The sequence below is a fragment of the Streptomyces sp. NBC_01477 genome (genome assembly GCF_036227245.1).
Classification (GTDB): Bacteria; Actinomycetota; Actinomycetes; order Streptomycetales; family Streptomycetaceae; genus Actinacidiphila.
This window is the reverse complement of sequence record NZ_CP109445.1, coordinates 2,114,996-2,140,781: the sequence shown is the minus strand read 5'-3', so window position 1 is coordinate 2,140,781 and position 25,786 is coordinate 2,114,996. Positions and strand designations below refer to the sequence as shown.

Annotated in this window: 18 protein-coding genes; 12 read left to right on the top strand and 6 right to left on the bottom strand. The window is 69.3% G+C overall.

Going from position 1 to position 25,786, the window contains the following annotated elements; genetic code table 11:
* Positions 1 to 12: 12 nt before the first annotated feature.
* Entirely contained in the window at positions 13 to 903 is an 891-nt protein-coding gene (locus OHA86_RS08475; RefSeq protein WP_329173807.1) for an alpha/beta fold hydrolase, read from the top strand.
* Between the two features lie 113 nt (positions 904 to 1,016).
* Here OHA86_RS08475 and OHA86_RS08470 read toward each other — a convergent pair whose 3' ends face one another.
* Positions 1,017 to 2,081: a DUF2776 family protein gene (locus OHA86_RS08470; RefSeq protein WP_329173804.1), complete on the bottom strand. Its 1,065-nt coding sequence runs from the start codon at positions 2,079 to 2,081 to the stop codon at positions 1,017 to 1,019.
* 330 nt (positions 2,082 to 2,411) lie between these two features.
* A complete protein-coding gene (locus tag OHA86_RS08465; RefSeq protein ID WP_329173803.1) occupies positions 2,412 to 3,941 on the bottom strand; it encodes a helix-turn-helix domain-containing protein in 1,530 nt (509 codons plus the stop codon).
* Positions 3,942 to 4,172: 231 nt separating this feature from the next.
* Here OHA86_RS08465 and OHA86_RS08460 point away from each other — a divergent pair, with 231 nt between their 5' ends.
* From OHA86_RS08460 to OHA86_RS08410, 11 genes are all read left to right on the top strand, one after another.
* Positions 4,173 to 4,739, top strand: coding sequence for a hypothetical protein (locus OHA86_RS08460; RefSeq protein WP_329173801.1), 567 nt, complete (start codon positions 4,173 to 4,175; stop codon positions 4,737 to 4,739).
* A 297-nt stretch (positions 4,740 to 5,036) separates the two neighbouring features.
* Positions 5,037 to 7,751 (top strand): aconitate hydratase AcnA, encoded by a 2,715-nt coding sequence (gene acnA / locus OHA86_RS08455; RefSeq protein WP_329182310.1) that lies wholly within the window; start codon positions 5,037 to 5,039, stop codon positions 7,749 to 7,751.
* Positions 7,752 to 8,166: 415 nt separating this feature from the next.
* A complete protein-coding gene (ngcE, locus tag OHA86_RS08450) occupies positions 8,167 to 9,588 on the top strand; it encodes an N-acetylglucosamine/diacetylchitobiose ABC transporter substrate-binding protein (protein WP_329173800.1) in 1,422 nt (473 codons plus the stop codon).
* Positions 9,589 to 9,630: 42 nt separating this feature from the next.
* Positions 9,631 to 10,557, top strand: a complete 927-nt coding sequence (locus OHA86_RS08445) for a carbohydrate ABC transporter permease (RefSeq protein WP_329173797.1) — start codon at positions 9,631 to 9,633, stop codon at positions 10,555 to 10,557.
* Between the two features lie 10 nt (positions 10,558 to 10,567).
* Entirely contained in the window at positions 10,568 to 11,491 is a 924-nt protein-coding gene (locus OHA86_RS08440) for a carbohydrate ABC transporter permease (protein WP_329173795.1), read from the top strand.
* A gap of 281 nt (positions 11,492 to 11,772) precedes the next feature.
* Positions 11,773 to 12,975 carry an ROK family transcriptional regulator gene (locus OHA86_RS08435; protein WP_329173793.1) on the top strand — a complete coding sequence of 401 codons (1,203 nt, stop codon included), beginning with the start codon at positions 11,773 to 11,775 and terminating at the stop codon, positions 12,973 to 12,975.
* 139 nt (positions 12,976 to 13,114) lie between these two features.
* Positions 13,115 to 14,200 (top strand): sugar ABC transporter substrate-binding protein, encoded by a 1,086-nt coding sequence (locus OHA86_RS08430; protein ID WP_329173791.1) that lies wholly within the window; start codon positions 13,115 to 13,117, stop codon positions 14,198 to 14,200.
* Positions 14,201 to 14,444: 244 nt separating this feature from the next.
* Positions 14,445 to 15,233, top strand: a complete 789-nt coding sequence (locus tag OHA86_RS08425; protein ID WP_329173790.1) for an ATP-binding cassette domain-containing protein — start codon at positions 14,445 to 14,447, stop codon at positions 15,231 to 15,233.
* 23 nt (positions 15,234 to 15,256) lie between these two features.
* Positions 15,257 to 16,501: a sugar ABC transporter permease gene (locus OHA86_RS08420; RefSeq protein WP_329182308.1), complete on the top strand. Its 1,245-nt coding sequence runs from the start codon at positions 15,257 to 15,259 to the stop codon at positions 16,499 to 16,501.
* 223 nt (positions 16,502 to 16,724) lie between these two features.
* On the top strand, positions 16,725 to 18,671 hold the full coding sequence (gene dxs / locus OHA86_RS08415) for a 1-deoxy-D-xylulose-5-phosphate synthase (RefSeq protein WP_329173788.1): 1,947 nt from the start codon (positions 16,725 to 16,727) through the stop codon (positions 18,669 to 18,671).
* 155 nt (positions 18,672 to 18,826) lie between these two features.
* On the top strand, positions 18,827 to 19,690 hold the full coding sequence (locus OHA86_RS08410) for a DsbA family protein (RefSeq protein ID WP_329173787.1): 864 nt from the start codon (positions 18,827 to 18,829) through the stop codon (positions 19,688 to 19,690).
* 81 nt (positions 19,691 to 19,771) lie between these two features.
* Here OHA86_RS08410 and OHA86_RS08405 read toward each other — a convergent pair whose 3' ends face one another.
* From OHA86_RS08405 to OHA86_RS08390, 4 genes are all read right to left on the bottom strand, one after another.
* The gene (locus OHA86_RS08405) at positions 19,772 to 21,898 is read right to left on the bottom strand and encodes a 3-hydroxyacyl-CoA dehydrogenase NAD-binding domain-containing protein (RefSeq protein ID WP_329173786.1); all 2,127 of its coding nucleotides are present in this window, start codon (positions 21,896 to 21,898) and stop codon (positions 19,772 to 19,774) included.
* The gene (locus OHA86_RS08400) at positions 21,895 to 23,115 is read right to left on the bottom strand and encodes a thiolase family protein (protein WP_329173785.1); all 1,221 of its coding nucleotides are present in this window, start codon (positions 23,113 to 23,115) and stop codon (positions 21,895 to 21,897) included. The genes OHA86_RS08405 and OHA86_RS08400 overlap by 4 nt, the downstream gene beginning before the upstream one ends.
* Positions 23,116 to 23,342: 227 nt before the next feature.
* On the bottom strand, positions 23,343 to 24,608 hold the full coding sequence (locus OHA86_RS08395; protein ID WP_329173783.1) for a ribonuclease D: 1,266 nt from the start codon (positions 24,606 to 24,608) through the stop codon (positions 23,343 to 23,345).
* Positions 24,609 to 25,029: 421 nt separating this feature from the next.
* A complete protein-coding gene (locus OHA86_RS08390) occupies positions 25,030 to 25,698 on the bottom strand; it encodes a response regulator transcription factor (protein ID WP_033177087.1) in 669 nt (222 codons plus the stop codon).
* Positions 25,699 to 25,786: the final 88 nt, after the last annotated feature.

Below are 25,786 nucleotides of genomic sequence, written 5' to 3'. Positions count from 1 at the left end.
AATAGGGGAACAATGGACGTCACGCCTCAGGGCTCCACGATTCCGGGAGTCACGCACCACCGCGCAGAGGTCAACGGAACCCGGTTGCACTACGTGGCGGCGGGAACCAGCGGATCTCCGGTCCTCCTGGTCCACGGGTTCCCCGAGACCTGGTGGACCTTTCACAAGATCATCCCGATCCTCGCGCAGACCCACCGAGTCTTCGCCGTCGACCTGCGCGGCTTCGGCGACTCCGACAACGGGCCCGGCGAGTACGACAGCACGACCTCGGCCGAGGACCTGCACCTGCTCATCGAACTTCTCGGCGTCGGCCCGGTCCACCTCACCGGCCAGGACATCAGCGGCGCGACCGTCTTCCGCCTGGCGGCCACCCACCCGCGGGACGTACTCAGCCTCACCGCGATCGAGATGGGCCTGCCGGGGTTCGGCCTCGAAACGCTGGCCGACATCACCCATGGCGGCACCTGGCACATCGGCGTCCTCGCCGCCCCCGGCATCCCCGAGATGCTCCTGGCCGGCCGCGAGCGCGAATTCCTGGGACAGTTCACGTTCCCAGCCATGAGCGCGACCCCCGGAGCGATCACCGACGCCGACATCGAGGAGTTCACCCGCACCTACGCGCGCCCCGACGGCTGGCGCGGAGCGGCCGGCCTCTACCGGTCGATGCTGCGCGAGGGCCCCGAGATCACGGCCCTCGCCGACACGCACGGCCTGAATGTGCCCGTACTCGCGGTCGGCGCCGGAGGAGGCCCCTTCACGGCCGGCACCATGTCCCAGGCTGCGGCAACCGAAGTGAGCTCGGTATCAATCAACGGCGCAGGCCACTACGCCGCAATGGAGGCCCCCGAGGAGCTGGCGAAGGCCATTGTCGAATTCATCGGAAACATCGATGCCGCTTCGTAGCCGCGGGCGGGGCGGCGGTGCCGCATGAGCCAGCCGAGGGTGCGTTCGACGACCCGGCGCCGGGGGCCTCCACAGCGGCCGGGGTGCGGAATCTCTCCCGGACCCGGGACGGTTCAGTCTCCGTCGCCACTGGTTCCGCTCTCCAGGATGGAGACGATGGAATACAGCGAGAAACAGATGGCACCAAGCCCGATCAGAACGCGGGCCGCCACGAGTACCGCGGTGTCGTCCGATTCGAAGAGGAAGGCCGCGAGGAAGAGGCAGAGCAGTGCCGTGCCGACCGGAATCAGAGGAACCCGGTTCGCCAGGGTGGCTGTCCGGCGCCAGACAAGCGCGAGCAGCAGTACCTTGCTGAGGATGCTCCAGCAGATGAGCCCCAGCCCGATCAGCACGAATCCGGCGGACAACTGGGATGGCCGGCTGTGCACGGCGATGAGGACCAGGCCCCACACGATGCCGACGGTCCCCAGGCCCGCGGCCGCTCCGGGCCAGAGCGCGCGTTCCCGTGGCGTGTAGGTGTTCTGGATCTGCCGCAGAATACTGTCCACCAGTCCGATCAGGCAGGTGCAGACGAGTGCCAAACCGATCATCACGTGTCCTGAGGTGAAACGCCCGTCCGCGTTTCCCCCGCCTCCGCCTGCCAGCAGGGTGATGGCGAACGCCCAGGTGACCAGAGCCGCGATGACGGGCAGCGTCGACAGGACACGCACGGCCCACACCCCGAACGGCGCGGGCGAGCGTGGAGGCGCCCCCCAGGGAAGCGCCGAGTTCTCGGCGATTCGAAGGAAGCAGGTGGAACTGGTGGCCACACACGAGACGCACACACAGATCATGCCGACGCCGAAGATCACGTGTCCGGCGATGAAATCGGGCGGTGACCGGGGGCTCTCGGTGAGCAGGGAAAGCCCGAAGCCCGTGGTGACACCGCTGACCGCGAAACCGAAGACCGGGTAGAGCCACCGGTCCAGCACGGTGTAGCGCCCGGTGAGCTGCCTGATGATCGTCGCCGCGGTGGCGAACAGACAGAGACAGATGGCCGCCAGGAAGATGAGCACCAGGCCTGCGACTCGAGCGCTCGGTCCGGACGCATGGGCGAGAACGTATCCACCCAGCGCGGCTGAAACCGCACCCATGAGCACAGGTATGGCGCGGAACAGGACACTGATCTTGTAGTCCATGAGGCTCCCAACCATGACGAGTCACATTCATGATCTGGCCGTCACCGCCGGACTGCCACCGGAAGACTTGACGAGGGCGGTGCCGCGACCGCGGGCTCCACCGGCTCTACCGGGACTCTTCGGCACGCAGACCGCGCTGTCCCCGTATCCGGCTCCTGTCGTGATCACCGTCTGCCAGTTCACATTCACGACCTCGTGGCGAGCCGTGACCGCGATCGGTCAGCGTCGCCCGCTGTGGCGCAAAGTCCCCGAGAAGTCCCCGACATGCCGCCGCGCCCCTCCCTGACCCGCTGCGTCGCAGGTCGGACGGGGCGCGGCGGCATCCGCGTGTCAGATGTCGCGGAAGATCTCGATCTGTGCCCCGATCGTGTTCAGCCGCTCCGCCAGGTCCTCGTAACCGCGGTTGATCACATAGACGTTGCGCAGCACCGACGTGCCCTCGGCCGCCATCATGGCCAGCAGGACGACCACCGCGGGGCGCAGCGCGGGCGGGCACATCATCTCCGCGGCGCGCCAGCGGGTCGGGCCCTCGACCATGATGCGGTGCGGGTCGAGGAGCTTGACGGCCGCGCCGAGCCGGGTCAGCTCGGTGAGGTAGATCGCCCGGTTGTCGTAGACCCAGTCGTGGATGAGGGTCGAGCCCTGCGCGGTGGCGGCGATGGCCGCGAAGAAGGGCACATTGTCGATGTTCAGGCCGGGGAAGGGCATCGGGTGGATCTTGTCGATCGGCGACCGCAGCTTGGACGGGCGGACGGTGAGGTCCACCAGCCGGGTACGGCCGTTGTCCGCGCGGTATTCCGGGGACAGCTCGAAGTCGAGCCCCATCTCCTCCAGCACCGCCAGTTCGATCTCCAGGAACTCGACCGGCGCCCGGCGGATGGTCAGTTCGGACTCGGTGACCACGGCCGCGGCCAGCAGGCTCATCGCCTCGACCGGGTCCTCGGAGGGCGCGTAGTCGACGTCGCGGTCGATGTGCGCCACGCCGTGCACGGTCAGCGTCGTGGTGCCGATGCCCTCGACCTTGACGCCCAGCTCCTCCAGGTAGAAGCACAGGTCCTGGACCATGTAGTTGGAGCTGGCGTTGCGGATGACGGTGACGCCCTCGTAGCGGGCGGCGGCCAGCAGCGCGTTCTCGGTCACGGTGTCGCCGCGCTCGGTCAGCACGATCGGGCGGTGCGGGGCGATGCCGCCGGTCACCTCGGCGTGGTAGGAGCCGTCGGTGGCGGTGACGTCCAGGCCGAAGTGCCGCAGCGCGTTCATGTGCGGCTGGACCGTACGGGTGCCGAGGTCGCAGCCGCCGGCGTACGGGATCCTGAAGCGGTCGGTACGGTGCAGCAGCGGGCCGAGGAACATGATCACGCTGCGGGTGCGGCGGGCGGCCTCGGTGTCCATCGCTGCCAGGTCGAGCGTGGCGGGCGGCACGATCTCCAGGTCGTTGCCGTCGTTGATCCACCGGGTGCGGACACCGATGCTGTTGAGCACTTCGAGGATGCGGTAGACCTCCTCGATCCTGGCGACCCGGCGCAGGGTGGTGCGGCCGGCGTTGAGCAGGGTCGCGCACAGCAGGGCCACGCAGGCGTTCTTGCTGGTCTTGACGTCTATGGCGCCGGACAGCCGACGGCCGCCGACGACCCGCAGATGCATGGGGCCTGAGTAGCCGAGCGAGACGATCTCGCTGTCCAGGGCCTCGCCGATCCTGGCGATCATCTCAAGGCTGATGTTCTGGTTGCCCCGCTCGATCCGGTTCACCGCGCTCTGGCTGGTGCCGAGCGCTTCCGCGAGATGGGTCTGTGTCCAGCCCCGGTGCTGTCGGGCGTCCCTGATGAGCCTGCCGATACGTGCGAGGTAGTCGTCGGTCATACGGGTGACTCTATCTCATATATGAGATGCGGCAACGTGGGTACCGCCGTTCGTGGTGCGTGTCGCGACTGCCCCGAACGGCCCCGGGTACACGTCCGGCGGCGAAACTCACCGTACCCACTGCTCACCAGGACGCAACTCCCGCCACACTGGCCACAGCCGGACCGAGCGGGCCCGCCGCCCCGGACGCTGCGGGGGAGGGCGGCGGTCAGGAACACCTGACCTTTCGCAGTGAAGGTTGAGCTCTTCTCGTCGAAGGTTGAGCGCCGATCGCGCGAGGTGGGGCTGGTCGAGATAGTTGTCACTGACCACGCCGATTCGTCGGGCTGCGATCATGCTGGGATGGCCCATGACGTCCTGTTCTTCCTCGCCGCCGACGACGAGGCTGCGGCGGCTTCGCGGCTGCGGGGACCCGGTGCGGCCTCCGATTCGGTGACCTGCCACTTCATCGATCCCGACACGGCCATTGCCGAGTGGGACATGTACTTCGAGGAGCCCTCGGCCGAGGCCCCGTCATCTGAGCGGCTGTATGCGTGGCGGCCGTGGCCTGAGTGGGTCGTTCCGCCATTGAACGATGGCGTTGAGGTACTCGCTCTGCCGAAGCGGCTGACCCGTGCGCTGGCCAACGCGAGCCTCGCCGAACTGGACGACCTTGCGAGTCGCTGGACCGCGCGGCTCTGGTCCGAGGATGGAGACGAGATGACGGACGACGATCTCCTGGCGGTCCTCCAGCAAGTCGCCCGGCTCGCGGCATCTGCTGTGCACACCGGTGGCGGCCTCTACAGCTGGAGCTTCTGACCGTCCTCCTGTGCCTCGCACCCGCACAGGACGCCACCGTGAGCAGCGCGTCACCCCTGCTCTGACTGGTCGGCTCAACCTTCGATGAGAAAGAGGCCCACCGACCAGCCTTCGGTGAGAACGCTCAACCTTCGCTGCGACAGAACAACACCGGCCGCCGCACATGAACCTCCGGCTGTCATGTACTAGAGTTATCTCGACATCGAGATATCTGCCGAGGCGTACCGCGACCGCGCTGGCAGCGGGCCGTGGGGACACGCGCGCAAGGACGCAGGACGACGCATGAAGGAGACTGCCGTGTCGGCGAACAGCTTCGACGCCCGCAGCACACTGCAGGTGGGCGACGAGTCGTACGAGATCTTCCGGCTGGACAAGGTGGAGGGCTCCGCCCGGCTGCCGTACAGCCTGAAGGTGCTGCTGGAGAATCTGCTCCGCACGGAGGACGGCGCGAACATCACCGCCGGGCACATCCGTGCGGTCGGCGGCTGGGACTCCCAGGCGCAGCCGAGCCAGGAGATCCAGTTCACGCCGGCCCGGGTGATCATGCAGGACTTCACCGGTGTGCCGTGCGTGGTGGACCTGGCCACCATGCGCGAGGCGGTGAAGGAGCTGGGCGGCGACCCGGCCCGTATCAATCCGCTGGCGCCCGCCGAACTGGTCATCGACCACTCGGTCATCGCCGACCGCTTCGGCACCCCCGACTCCTTCGCGCAGAACGTCGAGCTGGAGTACGGCCGCAACAAGGAGCGCTACCAGTTCCTGCGCTGGGGCCAGACCGCCTTCGACGAGTTCAAGGTCGTCCCGCCCGGCACCGGAATCGTTCACCAGGTGAACATCGAGCACCTGGCCCGTACCGTCATGGTCAGGAACGGCCAGGCCTACCCCGACACCCTGGTCGGCACCGACTCCCACACCACCATGGTCAACGGCCTCGGTGTGCTCGGCTGGGGCGTCGGCGGCATCGAGGCGGAGGCCGCGATGCTCGGCCAGCCGGTGTCGATGCTCATCCCGCGGGTGGTCGGCTTCAAGCTGACCGGCGAGCTGCCCACCGGCACCACCGCCACCGACCTGGTGCTCACCATCACCGAGATGCTCCGCAAGCACGGTGTGGTCGGCAAGTTCGTGGAATTCTACGGCGAGGGCGTCAGCGCCACCTCGCTCGCCAACCGGGCCACCATCGGCAACATGTCGCCGGAGTTCGGCTCCACCGCGGCGATCTTCCCGATCGACGCCGAGACCATCAACTACCTGAAGCTGACCGGCCGCTCCGAGCAGCAGGTCGCGCTCGTCGAGGCGTACGCCAAGGAGCAGGGTCTGTGGCTGGACCCGGCCGCCGAGCCGGACTACTCCGAGAAGCTGGAGCTCGACCTGTCCACGGTCGTGCCGTCCATCGCCGGACCCAAGCGCCCGCAGGACCGGATCGTGCTGGCCAGGGCCGCCGAGCAGTTCGCCACCGACGTGCGCAACTACGTCACCGACGACGAGGAGTCGGGCAAGGAGTCCTTCCCGGCCTCCGACTCCCCGGCCACCCACAACGGCGTGCCCACCAAGCCGACCCTGGTCACCGCCGAGGACGGCAGCACGTACGAGATCGACCACGGCGCCGTCACGGTCGCCGCCATCACCTCTTGCACGAACACCTCGAACCCGTACGTCATGGTGGCCGCCGCGCTGGTGGCCAAAAAGGCGGTCGAGAAGGGCCTGACCCGCAAGCCCTGGGTCAAGACCACCCTGGCCCCCGGCTCGAAGGTCGTCACCGACTACTTCGACAAGGCCGGCCTGACCCCGTACCTGGACAAGCTCGGCTTCAACCTGGTCGGCTACGGCTGCACCACCTGCATCGGCAACTCGGGACCGCTGCCCGAGGAGGTCTCCAAGGCGGTCAACGAGGCCGATCTCGCGGTCGCCGCGGTGCTGTCGGGCAACCGCAACTTCGAGGGCCGGATCAACCCGGACGTCAAGATGAACTACCTGGCCTCGCCGCCGCTGGTCGTCGCCTACGCCATCGCGGGCTCGATGAAGGTGGACATCACCCGGGACGCGCTCGGCATCGACCAGGACGGCAAGCCGGTTCACCTCGACGACATCTGGCCGACCGAGGCCGAGGTCAACGACGTGGTCGCGTCCGCGATCGGCGAGGACATGTTCCGCAGCTCCTACAGCGACGTCTTCGCTGGCGACGCCCAGTGGCAGGCGCTGCCGATCCCGACCGGCAACACCTTCGAGTGGGACCCGCAGTCCACCTACGTCCGCAAGCCCCCGTACTTCGAGGGCATGGGCATGGACCCCGAGCCGGTCTCCGACATCAGCGGCGCCCGGGTGCTGGCCAAGCTCGGCGACTCGGTCACCACCGACCACATCTCGCCGGCCGGCGCGATCAAGGCCGACACCCCGGCCGGGCAGTACCTGACCGAGCACGGCGTGCAGCGCCCCGACTTCAACAGCTACGGCTCGCGCCGCGGCAATCACGAGGTCATGATCCGCGGCACCTTCGCCAACATCCGGCTGCGCAACCAGATCGCCCCCGGCACCGAGGGCGGCTTCACGCGCGACTTCACCCTGCCCGAGGCACCCGTCGCCTTCATCTACGACGCCTCGCGCCACTACATCGAGCAGGGCACCCCGCTGGTCGTCCTGGCGGGCAAGGAGTACGGCTCCGGCTCGTCGCGCGACTGGGCGGCCAAGGGCACCGCGCTGCTCGGCGTCAAGGCGGTCATCGCGGAGTCCTACGAGCGCATCCACCGCTCCAACCTGATCGGCATGGGCGTGCTGCCGCTGCAGTACCCCGAGGGCGCCACGGCGGCCACGCTGGGCCTCACCGGCGAGGAGACGTACTCCTTCACCGGGGTGACCGTGCTCAACGACGGCAGCACTCCGGGCACGGTGAAGGTCAGCACCGACACCGGTGTGGAGTTCGACGCCGTGGTCCGGATCGACACTCCCGGCGAAGCGGACTATTACCGCAACGGCGGCATCATGCAGTACGTGCTCCGCTCCCTCATCCGGCAGTAGTCCGGCCGACAGTAACTCACGAGTAGCACGGACCGCGTCACCCGGCAGGGGTGGCGCGGTCCGCGCGTTTTGCGCAGGCCAATCCGTCGATCGTCCGCCATCGGCTCACAGGGATCGCTCTGACCTGCGGTTTTGTCGTCCCGCATTTCGGACAGGTCTCAACTCGGGAAAGCTTGCCGTCCAAACGGCCTCTTGATCTTGCCCTGCTGGAGAGAAGTGGACTATACCTGTCGGCGTCCAGGGAACCTGCTGGAGCGCGGGGTCAGGCGGGTCAATCGGCGGCGGTTCGCTGCCGGTCGTCGATGAACGTTCCCTGTCTCACTGGATGCACGGCATCACTCAAGCTTCAACTGTTCGCGGGCGTCGGCGGATTCCGCTGCACCGCATGAGTCCTGGAGAAGGCGAGGACTTGAGCATGGGATCCGAGTTCAACCGGCGCGATGCAATCAAGCGGGCAATGGCGATCGGCGTGGTGGCGATTCCGTCGGCCTCGCTGCTGTCGGCGTGTGCCACGTCCAGTGGTGGCGACAAGAACAAGCCGGTCGCGACCGGCACCAAGTCGGCTGCGAACCCGCTCGCTGTCAAGAACGGCGCGCCGCTGGAGGCATTCGTCTTCAAGGGCGGATTCGGCGACGACTACATCAAGGCCGCCGAGGCCGAGTACAACAAGACCTACGGCGTGACCGTCAAGCACACCGGTACGCAGGCGATCGGCCCGAAGCTGCAGCCGCGCTTCGCCAACAACACGCCGCCGGACTTCATGGACAACTCCGGCGCCGACAACCTCGACACCGCGGCCCTGGCCAAGGAGGGCAAGCTCCTGGACCTGACGCCGCTGCTGGACGCCGCGACCATCGACGACCCGTCCAAGAAGGTCCGCGACGTCCTGATCGCCGGCACCGTCGAGCAGGGCCAGTACGGCTCGCAGGCGATGTACGCGCTGAACTACGCCTTCACCGTCTACGGCAGCTGGTACTCCAACAAGCTCTTCCAGGCCAAGGGCTGGACGTACCCCAAGACCTTCGACGAGATGATCGCGCTCGGCGCCAAGACCAAGGCCGCCGGTGTCGCGCTGTTCACCTACCCCGGCAAGTACCCGTATTACGTGCACTTCGACCTTTTCGCCCAGATCGGCAAGGTGGGCGGCAAGGAGGTGCTCAACGCCATCGACGACCTGGAGGACGGCGCCTTCAAGGTCGACGCGGTCAAGCAGGTCGTGGGCTACTACGAGGAACTGGCCGCCAAGAAGTACTTCCTGGCCGGCTCCGAGGGCAAGACGCACATCCAGATGCAGACCGACTGGACCAAGGGCAAGGCCGCCCTGGTGGCGGACGGTTCGTGGGTGGAGAACGAGGCCGCCCCGACCATGCCCAAGGACTTCGACCTGGCGGTCGGCCCGCTGGTCGGTGGCGGCGACAGCGACAAGCTGCCGTTCGGCACCCTCTACGCGGCGGCGGGCGAGCCCTTCATCGTGGCCGCCAACGGCAAGAACCCGACTGGCGGTATGGAACTGCTGCGGATCATGCTCGCCAAGAAGCAGACCGACAACTTCACCAACACCATCAAGTCGCTCACCTGCGTGTCCGGCTCCGCCGAGGGCCTGACCCTCACCCCGGGTCTGGCCTCGGCGAGCGCGGCGCTCAAGACGGCCGGCGCGAACGTGCTCAACGCGCGTATCCAGGACTGGTACGTCAAGCTCAACCAGGAGACGATCGGCAACCTGACCGCCCAGCTGCTCACCGGGCAGATCAACGCGGACAAGTGGATCGAGGGCGCCCAGAAGGCCTCCGACGCCACCAAGAAGGACTCGTCCGTGCCGAAGTTCAAGCACGTCTGATCCGCATTCCCCCTAACGGCTGAGACGAGAGCGACCGGCGACATGCGACACGGCAAGTACCGGTTCATCATCGGCTTTCTGGCGATTCCCCTGGCGCTGTACGGGGTCCTAGTGATCTCGCCCTTCGTGCAGGACTTCCAGATCTCGATGACGGACTGGACCGGACTCACCCCCGACAAGCACTACATCGGGTTCGACAACTACCGGAAGATCATTCACAACCACCTCTTCTGGCAGTCGCTGTGGCACAACGTTCTGCTGCTGCTGATCGTGCCGGTCGTGACGCTGGCACTCGGTCTGTTCTTCGCTTTCATGCTCAACGTCGGCGGCCGGCGCAAAGGCAGCGCGTCGGTCGCCGGCGTCAGGGGGTCGGGCGTCTACAAGATCGTCTTCTTCTTCCCCCAGGTGCTGTCGGTCGCGGTGATCGCCATCCTGTGGCAGCAGATCTACAACCCCGACCCCGAGGAGGGCGTGCTCAACGTCGTCCTCAACAGCATCGGGCTCGGCTCGCAGACCCAGTCCTGGCTGGGCGACCCGAACCTGGCGCTGGCCTGCATCATGGCGGTGATGGTGTGGGCGAACGTCGGCTTCTACGTGGTGCTGTTCTCGGCCGGCATGTCGTCCATCCCGACCGAGATCTACGAGGCCGCGCTGCTGGACGGCGCCAAGCGGACGACCACCTTCTTCCGGGTCACGCTGCCGCTGCTGTCCGACACCGTGGCCACCGGCTGGGTCTACATGGGCATCATCGCCATGGACGCCTTCGCCTATGTGCAGCTGATGTCGGTCAACAACGGCGGTCCCAACGAGAAGACCGACGTGGTGCCGCTGCTGCTGTTCAAGACGGCCTTCCGGGACAACAGCCAGTACGGCCTGGCGGCGGCCATGGGTGTCGCCATGCTGATAGTGACGCTGGTGTTCGCCGTACTGACGCTGCGGCTGTCGCGCCGCGAGCGTATCGAGTTCTAGGGGTGCCGCGATGACTACCGAGACGTTCGACGGGGCCCCCGGCTCCTCGCCCCGCAAGTCCGGCACACCCGCCTCGGACGCGGCCCGCTGGAAGTGGCGGCGCAGCGAGGGCGGCGTGCTGAACGCGTTCAGCCATGTCTTCCTGGCCGTGTGGGCGCTGATGGTGGGCCTGCCGCTGCTGTGGGCGCTGTGGAGTTCCTTCAAGAGTTCCGGGGACATCCTCAGCCACCCGCTGTCGCTGCCCACCCACCTCCACTTCGAGAACTGGTCCCACGCCTGGACGAAGGCGAACATGGGCCAGTACTTCATCAACACCATCATCGTGGTCGGCTTCTCGACCGTCGGCACCATGCTGTTCGGCTCGATGGCGGCCTACGTGCTGGCCAGGTTCGAATTCCCCGGCAACCGGCTGATCTACTTCATCTTCGTGGCGGGCATGGCCTTCCCGGTGGTCATGGTGCTGGTGCCGCTGTTCTTCGTCACCACCAACCTCGGCATCATCAACACCCTGCCGGGGCTGATCCTGGTCTACATCGCCTACTCGCTGCCCTTCACCGTCTTCTTCATGACGTCCTTCTTCCGGACCCTGCCGACCTCGGTGGCGGAAGCGGCGCTGGTGGACGGCGCGTCCCACACCAGGACGTTCTTCCAGATCATGGTGCCGATGGCCAAGCCGGGCATCATCAGCATCGGGATCTTCAACGTGCTCGGGCAGTGGAACCAGTACCTGCTGCCGCTGGTGCTGAACCAGGGCGACACCAACAAATGGGTGCTCACCCAGGGCCTGGCCGACCTCGCCGTCCAGCAGGGCTACCAGGGCGACTGGGGCGGGCTCTTCGCCGGGCTGTCGATCGCCATGCTCCCGGTGCTGGCCGTCTACATCGTCTTCCAGCGCCAGGTGCAGGCCGGACTCACCGCGGGGGCGCTCAAGTAGACCCCGCAGATCCCGGCCGGGCCACGCCGGCACCGGCGCGCACGGTCCGTCCGCGTCCAGCGGCTCCGCTCTCCGCGGAGCCGCTGCTCGGCGTGACCGGAGCCGATTCGGATAACGGTGTGGTTCTCCCCCTTGACGGGACATCACCCCAAACACTCAACTTAGAGTTCACATGTTGTAGACGACGGGGTCTCACTGGTGTGCTGCATTTGCCATCAGAGCCGGCCCCGTCCCGTGCGGGCAAGCGGACACGGGCCGCCTGCCGGGCAGGAGTGGATGTCGTGGAGACTCCGGGATCGCAGTCGTCGCTGCACCGGGCGAATCTGGAACGCGTGGTGCGGGCCGTACGACTGGCCGGATCGCTCACCCAGGCGGAGATCGCCCGCAGTACGGGTCTGTCGGCCGCCACGGTGTCCAATATCGTGCGCGAGCTGCGGGACAACGGAACGGTGCAGGTCACGCCGACCTCCTCGGGAGGTCGGCGGGCGCGCAGCGTGGCGCTGTCCGGCGACGCCGGCATCGTGGTGGGCGTCGACTTCGGCCACTCCCACCTGCGGGTCGCGGTCGGCAACCTGGCCCACCAGGTGCTGGCCGAGCAGTCCGAGCCGATCGACGTGGACGCCTCGGCCTCGCAGGGCTTCGACCGGGCGGAACAGCTGGTGGCCAGGCTCGTGGAATCCACCGGCATCAGCCCCCAGAAGGTGCTCGGCGTCGGCCTCGGCGTGCCGGGGCCGATCGACGTGGAGTCCGGGGCGCTCGGCTCGACCGCGATCCTGCCGGGCTGGAGCGGCATCAACCCGCGCCAGGAGATGTCCGACCGGCTCGGCGTCCCGGTCCAGGTGGACAACGACGCCAACCTCGGCGCGCTGGGCGAGCTGGTCTGGGGCGGCGGGCGCGGGGTCAAGGACCTGGCCTACATCAAGGTGGCCAGCGGTGTCGGCGCCGGCCTGGTGATCGACGGCCGGATCTACCGCGGTCCCGGCGGCACGGCCGGTGAGATCGGCCACATCACGCTCGACGAGTCGGGCCCGGTCTGCCGCTGCGGCAACCGCGGCTGCCTGGAGACGTTCACCGCGGCCCGCTACGTGCTGGAACTGCTGCGCGGCAGCCACGGCGAGGGACTGACCGTGCCGCGGATGGTGCAGCTGGCGCGTGAGGGCGACCCGGGCTGCCGCCGGGTGACCGGTGACGTCGGGCGGCACATCGGGATGGGCGTGGCCAGCCTGTGCAACCTGCTCAACCCCAGCCGCATCGTCCTGGGCGGCGACCTGGCGGAGGCGGGGGAGCTGGTGCTCGGCCCGATAAGGGAATCGGTGTCCCGTTATGCGATTCCCAGTGCCGCCCAGCGGCTGTCCGTGGTGCCCGGGGCGCTCGGAGCACGCGCGGAGGTTCTGGGGGCACTCGCCCTGGTCTTGAGTGAAATGGGCGATTCGACCCTTCTTGACGGTAATCAGACGGTTGACACACCGGTCTTTTCGGCATAACTGAGCGTTCACACAGCTAACGAAACGCGCCGTTGCCATCTCGTTAAGTGTTTACTTCTTGACGACAGGGCGTCAGCCGGAGTTGACTCACGACCACCTCGGCCGCGGTGTTGCGGCCCTGTCAGGGAGGCAACCTCACATGAACGCAATGACGCGTCGGATCGTCGTCGGAACGGCAGCCGTTTCGATCGCGCTCACCATGGCCGCCTGTGGTAAGGCGGGTGACGACAAGGGCTCCAGCGACAGCAAGGACAAGTCCATCGGCCTGCTGCTGCCGGAGAACGCGACCACCCGGTACGAGAAGTTCGACAAGCCGCTGATCGAGGGCAAGATCAAGGAGCTGTGCGCGGACTGCAACGTCCAGTACGCCAACGCCGCCGGTGACCCGGCCAAGCAGGCACAGCAGGTCAGCAGCATGATCGCCAAGGGCGTGAAGGTCCTCATCCTGGACGCCCAGGACTCGACCGGTATCAAGTCCTCCGTCCAGGCCGCTGTGGACGCGGGCATCAAGGTCGTCGCCTACGACCGCCTCGCCGAGGGTCCGATCTCCGCCTACGTGTCGTACGACAACGAGAAGATCGGTGAGCTGCAGGGCCAGGCGCTGCTCGACGCCATGGGTCCCAAGGCCACGCCGTCCGCCAACGTTGTCATGATCAACGGTGACCCGGCCGACCCGAACGCCGCGATGTTCAAGGCCGGCGCCCACAAGATCCTCGACGGCAAGGTGAAGATCGCCTACGAGCAGTCGGGTCTGTGGAAGGACACCGTCGCCGCGCAGAAGATGTCCGCCGCGATCACCCAGCTCGGCAAGAACAACATCGCCGGCGTCTACTCCGCCAACGACGGCATGGCCGGTGGTATCGCCACCGCGCTCAAGGGCCAGGGCATCAACCCGCCGCTGACCGGTCAGGACGCCGAGCTCGCGGGTGTCCAGCGGCTGCTGGCCGGTACCCAGACCAGCACGATCTACAAGCCCTACAAGCCCGAGGCGGACGCCACCGCGCAGATCGCGGTGGACCTGCTCAACGGCAAGGACATCAAGGGCACCGCTGACGCCACCGCCAAGCAGGTCGGCGGTGCCGAGATCCCGTCGAAGCTGCTGCCGGCCTTCTCGGTGACCAAGGCGACGATCAAGGACACGGTCGTCAAGGACGGTCTGTACTCCAAGGACCAGATCTGCACCGCGGACTTCGCCGCCGCCTGCACCGCCGCCGGGATCTCCTAGTCCGGCACCCGCGGCCCGGGCCGGCTCCACGGCCTGAACCGCACCCGTGAGCCTGTCCGGCGCCCCGCCCCACACAAACACCCCGCTACCGGGGCGGGGTGCCGGACGGAAACGCTTTCGGGAGCACCGTCGGGGCAGGGGTCTACCCCTTCCCCGTTCACTTTGTAATCCTGTGCTTTGTGCACTCCCTCCGCGGCTGTTCTGTTCAGCGCGCGGCATCCCCGCCGGTCAGGCGGCGAAGGAGATGGTTCACGTGTCCGCTACGCCCGTGCTGGCGTTGCGCGGAGTCTCCAAGCGATTCGGTGCGGTTCAAGCACTCACCGATGTCGAGCTGGAGGTCCACGCCGGAGAAGTCGTCGCCCTGGTGGGTGACAACGGAGCCGGTAAGTCGACCCTGGTCAAGACCATCGCGGGTGTTCACCCCGTCGATGAGGGCGTCATCGAGTGGGAAGGCCGGCCGGTGCACATCAACCGGCCGCAGGACGCCCAGGGCCTCGGTATCGCCACCGTCTACCAGGACCTCGCGCTCTGCGACAACCTCGATGTGGTCGGTAATCTCTACCTCGGTCGCGAGCTGCTGCGCCTCGGCAGCCTCGACGAGGTCACGATGGAAAAGCGCTCCCGCGAACTGCTGAACACGCTGTCGATCCGCATTCCCAGTGTCAGAATCCCGATCGCCAGTCTCTCCGGTGGCCAGCGCCAGGTGGTGGCCATCGCCCGCGCTCTGATCGGCGAGCCCAAGGTCGTCATCCTGGACGAGCCCACCGCCGCCCTCGGCGTCGAGCAGACCGCCCAGGTGCTCGACCTGGTCGAGCGGCTGCGCGAGCGCCGTCTCGGCGTGATCCTGATCAGCCACAACATGGCCGACGTCACGGCCGTCGCGGACACCGTCCACGTGCTGCGCCTCGGCAGGAACAACGGTGCCTTCCCGGTCAAGGGCACCACCAACGAACAGATCATCGCCGCGATCACCGGAGCCACGGACAACGCCGTGACCCGCCGGCTGGCGCGCAACGCGGAGGCGACCCAGTGAGCGACAAGACCACGATCGACGAGATGCCGGCGCCGGCCGTCGCGACCGTCGACCCCCGGCTGCTGGTACGTGAGGAGGGCTTCAAGGGCTACCTCACCGAGTTCAAGCGCAAGCTCAAGGGCGGCGAGCTGGGCTCGATCCCGGTCATCGTCGCGCTGATCATCATCTGGACCATCTTCCAGCTCAAGAACAGCCTGTTCCTGAGCTCCGGCAACATGGTCAACATCGGCTACTACCTGGCCGGCACCGGCATGCTCGCCGTCGGCCTGGTGTTCGTGCTGCTGCTCGGCGAGATCGACCTGTCGGTCGCCTCCGTCAGCGGTCTGGCCGCCGCGGTCTTCGCCAGCCTCAGCGTCAGCCACGGGATGAACCCGTGGCTCGCGGTCGTGCTGACCATCCTCACCGGTATCGCCATCGGCGCGGTCCACGGCTTCTTCTTCGCCAAGATCGGTGTACCGGCGTTCGTCGTCACCCTGGCGGGCTTCCTGGGCTGGACCGGTCTGATGCAGTGGCTGCTGCGCGGCACCGGCAGCCTCACGATCCAGGACAAGGGCCTGCTGCACATCCTGGGCCAGCGCTCCTACTTCATGGACCAGAGCATCGCCGGCGCCTACATCCTGGCCACCCTGGGCGTCGCGTCCCTGCTGATCGGCTCGCTCGTCGAGCAGGCCCGCCGCCGGAAGGCCGGTGTGCCGTTCCGGCCCACCAGCGAGATCGTGGTGCGCACCGCCGCGCTCGCCGTGGTGTCCTACGTCGCCGCCTACGTGCTCAACAAGTCCGCCGGTGTGCCCAGCGCGCTGGTGATCTTCCTGGCCACCCTGGTGATCTGCGACTTCGTACTGCGCCGCACCACCTTCGGCCGCAAGGTCTTCGCGGTCGGCGGCAGCATCGAGGCCGCCCGCCGTGCCGGTATCAACGTGGCCCTGATCCGTATCGTGGTCTTCGCGATCTCCGGCGGCTTCGCGGCCATCGGCGGCCTCTTCCTGGCCGGCCAGACCTACACCGCGACGCTCCAGGCCGGTACCGGCAACCTGCTGATGCTCGCCATCGCCGCCGCCGTCATCGGCGGCACGAGCCTGTTCGGCGGACGCGGCAACGTCTGGTCCGCCCTGCTCGGCATGCTGGTCATCCAGTCCATCCAGACCGGTCTCGACCTGCTGAACATGGACCAGTCGATCCAGTACATGATCACCGGCGCCGTTCTGCTCGCCGCCGTGGTCATCGACTCGGTGTCCCGCCGCACCCAGCGCTCCTCCGGCCGGGCGTAACACCCCGCCGGTCGAGCGGCACCCCGCCGCGCACGCACGTCCCGCGCCGCCGGACGGACCTGGCTCCCAGGACCGCCCGGCGGTTTGGCGTGTGCGGGCGCACGGGAAGGGGGCAGGGAACGCCGTGACGTACATCGCACGGGGCGCCCGACGCGCCGGTAACCGGAACATTAGACTCGTCGAAGGCCAGATCGGCCGGGAGCGACAGGCAGAGGAGGAACGGGTGGCAGTGCTGACCCGTATCAACGGACCCCGCGACCTCGACCGGCTCGGCCAGCAGCAGCTCGTGCAGCTGGCTGCCGAGATCCGCTCCTTCCTGGTCGAAGCGGTCGCGAAGACCGGCGGTCATCTCGGCCCCAACCTGGGTGTGGTGGAGCTGACCATCGCGCTGCACCGGGTCTTCCACTCCCCGCAGGACCGCATCCTGTTCGACACCGGCCACCAGGCCTACGTCCACAAGCTGCTGACCGGCCGCCAGGACTTCGCCAAGCTCAAGAGCACCGGGGGCCTGTCCGGTTACCCCTCGCGCGCCGAGTCCGAGCACGACGTGATCGAGAACAGCCACGCCTCGACCGTGCTCGGCTGGGCCGACGGCCTGGCCAAGGCCAACGAGCTGCTGGACCGCGACGACCACGTGGTCGCGGTCATCGGCGACGGCGCGCTGACCGGCGGTATGGCCTGGGAGGCGCTGAACAACATCGCCGCCGCGAAGGACCGCCCGCTGGTGATCGTCGTCAACGACAACGAGTGGTCGTACTCGCCGACCATCGGCGGCCTCGCCAACCACCTGGCCACCCTGCGCACCACCGACGGCTACGAGCAGTTCCTGGCCCGCACCAAGGACGTCCTGGAGCGCACCCCGCTGATCGGCCGGCCGCTCTACGAGACGCTGCACGGCGCCAAGAAGGGCCTCAAGGACTTCATCACCCCGCAGGGCATGTTCGAGGACCTGGGCCTGAAGTACGTCGGCCCGATCGACGGCCACGACATCGAGGCCGTGGAGTCCGCGCTGCAGCGCGCCCGGCGCTTCGGCGGCCCGGTGATCGTGCACTGCATCACCGAGAAGGGCCGCGGCTACACCCCGGCCGAGAACGACGAGACCGACCGCTTCCACGGCATCGGCCCGATCCACCCCGACACCGGGCTGCCCATCGCGGCGGCCGGCGCCGACTGGACCTCGGTCTTCGGCGACGAGATGCTGGAGCTGGGCAAGGAGCGGTCCGACATCGTGGCCATCACCGCCGCGATGCTGCACCCGGTGGGCCTGACCAAATTCGCCGCCGCCTTCCCCGACCGGGTCTACGACGTCGGCATCGCCGAGCAGCACGGCGCCGTCTCGGCCGCGGGGCTGGCCACCGGCGGCCTGCACCCGGTCTTCGCGGTCTACGCCACCTTCCTCAACCGCGCCTTCGACCAGGTGCTGATGGATGTCGCGCTGCACAAGTGCGGTGTCACCTTCGTCCTGGACCGGGCCGGCGTGACCGGCAGCGACGGCGCCTCGCACAACGGCATGTGGGACATGTCGATCCTCCAGGTCGTACCCGGACTGCGGATCGCCGCGCCGCGCGACGCCGACCAGGTCAGGGCCCAGCTGCGGGAGGCCGTCGAGGTCGAGGACGCGCCCACCGTGGTCCGCTACTCCAAGGGCGCGGTCGGCCCCGCGGTCGCCGCGGTGGGCCGGGTCGGCGGCATGGACGTGCTGCGCGAGCCGGCCGGCGACGGGCAGCCCGATGTGCTGCTGGTGTCGGTCGGCGCGCTCGCCCCGATGTGCCTGGAGATCGCCGCGCTGCTGGACGCCCAGGGCATCACCAGCACCGTGGTCGACCCGCGCTGGGTCAAGCCGGTGGACGCCGAGCTGCCCGGCCTCGCCGCCCGGCACCGGCTGGTGGTTACCGTCGAGGACAACGGCAGGGTCGGCGGTGTCGGCTCGGCCGTGGCCCAGGCGCTGCGCGACGCGGAGGTGGACGTGCCGCTGCGCGACTTCGGCATCCCGCCGCGCTTCCTCGCGCACGGCTCCCGCAAGGACGTCATGGCCGCGATCGGCCTGACGGCGCCGGACATCGCCCGCCAGGTCACCGGAGTGGTCGCCACCATCGACGGCCGCTTCGCCGACGAGGCGGCCGACGCGGTGGCCGGCGGCGGCGCGGGCGCCGGGCGCGCCCAGGACTGATCCGGCACCCGGGACCGGTCCCGCGCCCCCGCGCACGCCGGGCGGCGGCTGTCACGCACACTTCAATCACGGCCCGGGAGCCCCATTAACGGGGCTCCCGGGACCGATGGTAGAAATGCGCGAGAGCAGTGCGGATGATCGAGGTGGCGTAGCAAATGGCGGAGTCCAAGGGACCCAGCACCCCGGGCGGTTCGGCGGCCCCGAAGAAGAAGCGCAAGAGCCTGTTGGACCGGATGCGCCCGTACGCGATCGGCGTGGTGGCGATGGCCGTGGTCTTCGGCGGTTCCGCGGTGATCGGCGCCCATGTCCGCAGCAACAAGGACACCAAGGTCTCCGAGCCCAGCGGCGCGGTGGCCGCGGCGCCGGTGCCGACGGCCCCCCCGGCGGGCACCGCGTCGCCCAGCCCGACCCCCCCGGCGGGACCCAAGCTCGCCATCCCGGTGCGCCCGACGATCCCGGTCACCGTCACGGTCTACGAGGACCTGCGCAGCCCGGACTCCAAGGCCTTCCAGGAGGAGTACGGGGCGGTCTTCCAGCAGCTGCTGACCACCGGCCAGGTGCAGTTCCAGTACCGCCTGGTGACGGCGACCGACAAGCAGTACGGCGGGACCGGCGCGCTGGTGGCGGCGAACGCCGCGGCCTGCGCGCAGGACCAGAGCCGCTTCGCGGCCTTCGTGGCCGAGGTGTGGAAGGCCCAGCCCGCCGACCCCAGGAGCGACGCGCTGGCCAGCGAGAGCCTGATGAAGAAGCTGGCCCGCAAGGCCGGCAAGATCAAGGCCTCCAGCTTCGACCCGTGCATCGAGCAGCGCGACCACGAGGGCTGGGCGGACAAGTCGCAGCAGCTCTTCGCCGCCGCCGACCTGGGCGCGGTCCCCGTCATCCAGATCAATGGCGTCAGCGTCAAGGGCGTGAGCACCACGCTGACCCCGGCGAAGCTGCATGACAAGATCATCAAGGAGGCCAAGCGGGTCGTGGCGCTCCAGGCCACCCCGACCGAGACCCCCGCGCTGGCCGGCTGACGCCCGCTTGCCCGCGGCCTGAGGCACACGAAAAGGGGGGCGGGGGCCGTCAACGGCCCCCGCCCCCCTCGTGATGCCCGGTCAGGCCGGGACGCTCGCCACGCCCGGGGCGAGGAAGGGCTTGCCGTTCACCCGCTGCGAGACGCCCTCACGGTCCAGGTACGGGGTGACACCGCCCAGGTGGAAGGGCCAGCCGGCGCCCGTGATCAGGCACAGGTCGACGTCCTGCGCCTCGGCGACCACACCCTCGTCCAGCATCAGCCCGATCTCCTGGGCCACCGCGTCCAGCACCCGGTCGCGCACCTGCTGCTCGGTCAGCACGCTGTCGCCCTGCTGGAGCAGCGCGGCGACCTCCGGGTCCAGCTCGGGGCGGCCCGAGTCGTACACGTAGAAGCCGCGCTTGCCCGCCTTGACGACCGCCGCCAGGTTCTCCGACACCGTGAAGCGGTCGGGGAAGGCCCCGTGCAGGGTCTCCGAGACGTGCAGGCCGATGGCCGGGCCGACCAGCTCCAGCAGCACCAGCGGGGACATCGGCAGGCCCAGCGGCTCGATGGCCTTCTCGGCGACCGCCACCGGGGTGCCCTCGTCGATGACGTTCTGGATCTCGCCCATGAAGCGGGTCAGGATCCGGTTGACGACGAAGGCCGGCGCGTCCTTGACCAGAACCGCGGTCTTGCGCAGCTTCTTGGCCACCGCGAAAGCCGTCGCGAGTGAGGCGTCGTCGGTGCCCTCGCCGCGGACGATCTCCAGCAGCGGCAGGATCGCGACCGGGTTGAAGAAGTGGAAGCCCACCACCCGCTCGGGGTGGTCGAGCTTCGCGGCCATCTCGGTCACCGACAGCGAGGAGGTGTTGGTGGCCAGGATCGCGTCCGGGCGTACCACCGCCTCCAGCTCGGCGAAGACCTGCTGCTTGACGCCCATCTCCTCGAAGACCGCCTCGATGACGAAGTCCGCGTCACCGAAAGCCGCGGCCTTGTCGAGGTGTCCGCTCACCAGCGCCTTGAGCCGGTTCGCCTGGTCCTGGCCGATCCGGTGCTTGGCGAGCAGCTTGTCGATCTCGCCGTGGACGTAGCCCACGCCCTTGTCGATCCGCGCCTGGTCGATGTCGGTGAGCACCACCGGCACTTCGAGGCGGCGCACGAACAGCAGCGCCAGTTGCGACGCCATCAGGCCCGCGCCGACCACGCCGACCTTCGTCACCGGGCGGGCCAGCGCCTTGTCGGGCGCGCCGACCGGGCGCTTGCCGCGCCGCTGCACCAGGTCGAAGGCGTAGATGCCGCTGCGCAGTTCGCCGCTCATGGTCAGGTCGGCCAGCGCGACGTCCTCGGCGTCGAAGCCCCGCTGGAGGTCGCCGTCCTTGACCGCCGCGATGATGTCCAGCGCGCGGTAGGCGGCCGGGGCCGCCCCGTGCACCTTGCCGTCGGCGATGAAGCGCCCGCGCTCCACCGCCTGGTCCCACGCCTGGCCGCGGTCCAGCTCGGGGCGTACGACCTCGATCTCGCCCTTGAGTACGGCCGCGGTCCAGGCCAGCGACTGCTCAAGGAAGTCCGCGGCCTCGAAGAGCGCGTCGGCGATGCCCAGTTCGAAGACCTGGGTGCCCTTGAGCTGGCGGTTCTGGTTGAGCGAGTTCTCGACGATCACGGTGACCGCCCGGTCCGCGCCGATCAGGTTCGGCAGCAGCACGCAGCCGCCCCAGCCGGGCACCAGGCCGAGGAAGACCTCGGGCATCGAGAAGGCCGGCACCGAGGCCGACACCGTGCGGTACGTGCAGTGCAGGCCGACCTCGACGCCGCCGCCCATTGCCGCGCCGTTGTAATAGGCGAAGGTCGGCACCGCCAGCGAGGACAGCCGCTTGAAGACGTCGTGGCCGCCCTTGCCGACCGAGAGCGCGTCCTGGTGGTGCTTGACCAGCTCCATGCCCTTGAGGTCGGCGCCGACGGCGAAGATGAACGGCTTGCCGGTGATGCCGACACCGCTGATCGTGCCGTCCGCGGCCTCCTGCTCGACCTGGTCGATCGCCGCGTCCAGCTTGGCGAGCGACTGCGGGCCGAAGGTGGTCGGCTTGGTGTGGTCGAAGCCGTTGTCCAGCGTGATCAGCGCGAAGCGGCCCGCGCCCGGCAGGTCCAGATGCCGCACCTGCGCGTCGGTGACGACCTCGCCGGGGAACAGCTCGGCCGCGTGCGCCAGAAGTTCGGTGGTGCTTGTCACTTGCCGCTCCCGTCGAAGTGGGGGTTCTCCCAGACGACCGTGCCGCCCATGCCGAAGCCGACGCACATCGTGGTGATGCCGTACCGCACGTGCGGCTGCTCCTCGAACTGCCGGGCCAGCTGGGTCATCAGCCGCACCCCGGAGGAGGCCAGCGGGTGCCCGAAGGCGATCGCGCCGCCGTACTGGTTGACCCGCGGGTCGTCGTCGGCGATGCCGTAGTGGTCGAGCAGCGACAGCACCTGGACGGCGAAGGCCTCGTTGACCTCGAAGAGCCCGATGTCGTCGATGCCCAGGCCCGCCTTGGCGAGCGCCTTCTCGGTGGCCGGGATCGGGCCGATGCCCATCACCTCGGGCGGAACGCCCGCGAAGGCGTACGACACCAGGCGCATCCGCACCGGCAGGCCCAACTCGGCCGCGACGTCCTCGGCGGCCAGCAGCGAGGCGGTCGCGCCGTCGTTGAGGCCCGCCGCGTTGCCCGCGGTGACCCGGCCGTGCGCCCGGAAGGGCGTCTTGAGCGCGGCCAGCTGCTCCAGGGTGGTGCCCGGGCGCATCGGCTCGTCGGCGGTCGCCAGACCCCAGCCGGTCTCGCCGGCCTCGGCATTGGTGCGGCGGATCGCGATCGGCACCAGGTCCTGCTGGATCCGGCCGTTGGCGTACGCCTTCGCCGCCTTCTCCTGGCTGCGGACCGCGAATTCGTCGGCCCGCGCCTTGGTCAGCTGCGGGAAGCGGTCGTGCAGGTTCTCCGCGGTCATGCCCATGGACATCGCGGACTCGTCGACCAGCTTCTCCGAGACGAACCGCGGGTTCGGGTCCACGCCCTCGCCCATCGGGTGCCGCCCCATGTGCTCGACACCGCCCGCGACCACCACGTCGTACGCGCCGAAGGCGATGCCGCCGGCCGTCGTCGTCACCGCGGTCATCGCGCCGGCGCACATCCGGTCGATCGAGAACCCGGGCACGGTCGTCGGCAGCCCGGCCAGGATCCCCGCGGTGCGGCCCAGGGTGAGCCCCTGGTCGCCGATCTGCGTCGTCGCGGCGACGGCGACCTCGTCGATACGGGCCGGGTCGAGGTCGGGGTTGCGCCGCAGCAGCTCCCGGACGCACTTGATCACCAGGTCGTCGGCGCGGGTCTCGTGATAGATGCCCTTCGGGCCCGCTTTGCCGAACGGGGTGCGGACGCCGTCGACGAAGACGACGTCCCTCGCAGTACGGGGCACGAGGTTCCCTCTTTCTGTGTTCGCTCGCCGCCGGCCGCCGCGATCCGGTGTCGACGGACACCGGCGCGGCCTTGGGCGCGCTCACCGGGGTGACCGGGGGGATGGTGGACGTGCGGGGCACCGCACCTCGCAGAACGAGCAACGGCGCCCACCATCATGCTACTCGCCAGTAACAGGTCGGGACAGTACAACCCGGGGAAGCGGCGTAGGTCACACCGGAAAAGGGGCTATTCCTCCGGCTCCGGCGCGGGCTCCGGCGCCGGGCGCGCGGTGAGGGACTTGGCGAGCAGCGGGGTGGTCAGCTCGATCTGCCACGGGCGGGCGCCCAGCGCGGCCAGCGCCGCCGCGACCGCGTCGGGGGAGCGGTCGCCGGGCGGCGACCAGCACACCCGGCGGACGGTGTCCGGGGTGAGCAGATTCTCCTGCGGCAGATTCAGCTCCTCCGCCAGGCCGGTGACCGCGGCGCGGGCCGCCGACAGGCGGGCCGCGGCGGCCGGGTCCTTGTCGGCCCAGGCGCGCGGCGGCGGCGGTCCCGTGTACGCGGCCGTCGGCTGCGGCAGCTCGCGCTCCGGCAGCCCGCGGGCCTTGTCGACGGCGGCCTGCCACTGGTCGAGCTGGCGGCGGCCCATCCGGTGCCCGAAACCGGGCAGCGCGGCCAGCGCGTGCACATTCGGCGGGTTCTCCAGCGCCGCGGCCACGATCGCCGCGTCGCTCAGCACCCGCCCGGGGGAGACGTCCCGCTCCCGGGCGGTACGGTCGCGGGCCAGCCACAGTTCGCGCACCACGCCGATCTGCCGCCGCCTGCGCACCTTGTGCATGCCCGACGTACGGCGCCACGGGTCCACCCGGGGGGCCGGCGGCGGGGCGGCGGCGATGGCCGCGAACTCCTGGAGCGCCCACTCCAGCTTGCCCTGGGTGCGCAGCTCCTCCTCCAGCGCGTCGCGCAGGTCGACCAGCAGCTCGACGTCGAGCGCCGCGTACCGCAGCCAGGGCTCGGGCAGCGGGCGGGTGGACCAGTCGACCGCGGAGTGGCCCTTCTCCAGGGCGAAGCCCAGCACCTGCTCGACCATCGCGCCGAGCCCGACCCGCGGGAAGCCGGCCAGCCGCCCGGCCAGCTCGGTGTCGAAGAGCGAGGTCGGGTGCATGCCCAGCTCCGCGAGGCAGGGCAGGTCCTGGGTGGCGGCGTGCAGTACCCACTCGGTGCCGCGCAGCGCGGCGTCCAGGGTGGACAGGTCGGGACACCCGACGGGGTCGATCAGCGCGGTCCCCGCTCCGGCGCGGCGCAGCTGGACCAGGTAGGCCCGCTGCCCGTAGCGGTAGCCGGAGGCGCGCTCGGCGTCGACGGCGACCGGGCCGGAACCCGCGGCGAAGGCCGCGACGACTTCCGCGAGCGCCTCCGGGTCCGCGGTCACCGGCGGGATGCCCTCGCGCGGGTCCAGCAGCGGAACCGGCGCCGCGTCTTCCGGGGCTGCGGTCTCTCTGGCGTCGGTCACCTGTCAAGGGTAGCCGTGCCACGCCCTCCGGGGGTTCGCCAGGCCCCTCGTGGGTCCCCCCACCCCCGCTCCCGCTCCCTTCCCCGGGCCCCTGGCGGCTGCCCTCCGCGGGAGAGGGTGCCCCTCGGGGGCGCGGGGAACCGCGCGCTCAGCCACGGCGGTGGGAAGGAAGGCGATGCCGCGGCAAGTGGCAATCACCCAGGGGCGCGGGAACCGCGCGGCCAGCCACCGCGCACCGCACGTGCGAAGGCAACAGGAGGTGGCAATCACCCCGGGGGCGCGGGGAACTGCGCGACCACAGCCGTGGTGGAGGCGAAAGGCCACCGCCCGTGGCACCCCGCCCAGGGGCACTCGGGGCCGGCCCCGAGAGCGGGCGACGCAGGGGGCGGAACGTTCCGCCCCCTCCCGCCGCCCGAGGCGCTCAGTGAATGATGCCCGTGCGCAGCGCGACCGCCACCATCCCGGCCCGGTCCCCCGTACCGAGCTTGCGGGCGATCCTGGCCAGATGACTTTTCACGGTCAGCGCCGACAAACCCATCGATACGCCGATCGCCTTGTTGGACTGGCCTTCCGCGACCAGCCGCAGTACCTCGACCTCGCGCCCCGACAGCTCGCGGTAGCCGCTGCCGGGATGGCCCGAGGCGCCCGGCGGGCGGCGCTGCATACGGGCGGCGGTGGCACCCAGCGGGGCGAGGCCCGGGCGGCCGGCCATCGACCCGGGGCTGTTGCGGGTGCCGGTGACGACGTAGCCCTTGACGCCGCCGGCCAGTGCGTTGCGCACCGCGCCGATGTCGTCGGCGGCGGACAGCGCCAGGCCGTTGGGCCAGCCCGCCGCGCGGGTCTCGGCGAGCAGGGTCAGCCCCGAACCGTCGGGGAGATGGACGTCGGCGACGCAGATGTCGCGGGGATTACCGACCCGGGGCCGTGCCTCGGCGATCGACGAGGCCTCGATGACATCGCGTACCCCGAGTGCCCACAGGTGTCGGGTGACAGTGGAGCGGACGCGGGGGTCGGCTACGACAACCATGGCCGTCGGCTTGCTGGGACGGTAGGCGACCAGGCTCGTGGGCTGCTCGAGAAGAACGGACACCGGGCCTCCTGTGCAAAGGGGACTGAAACGGTCACAGTCTCCTTCGGCAGTAATCGCTCCGGGCTTTAGGGAAAGATCACGTTTTATT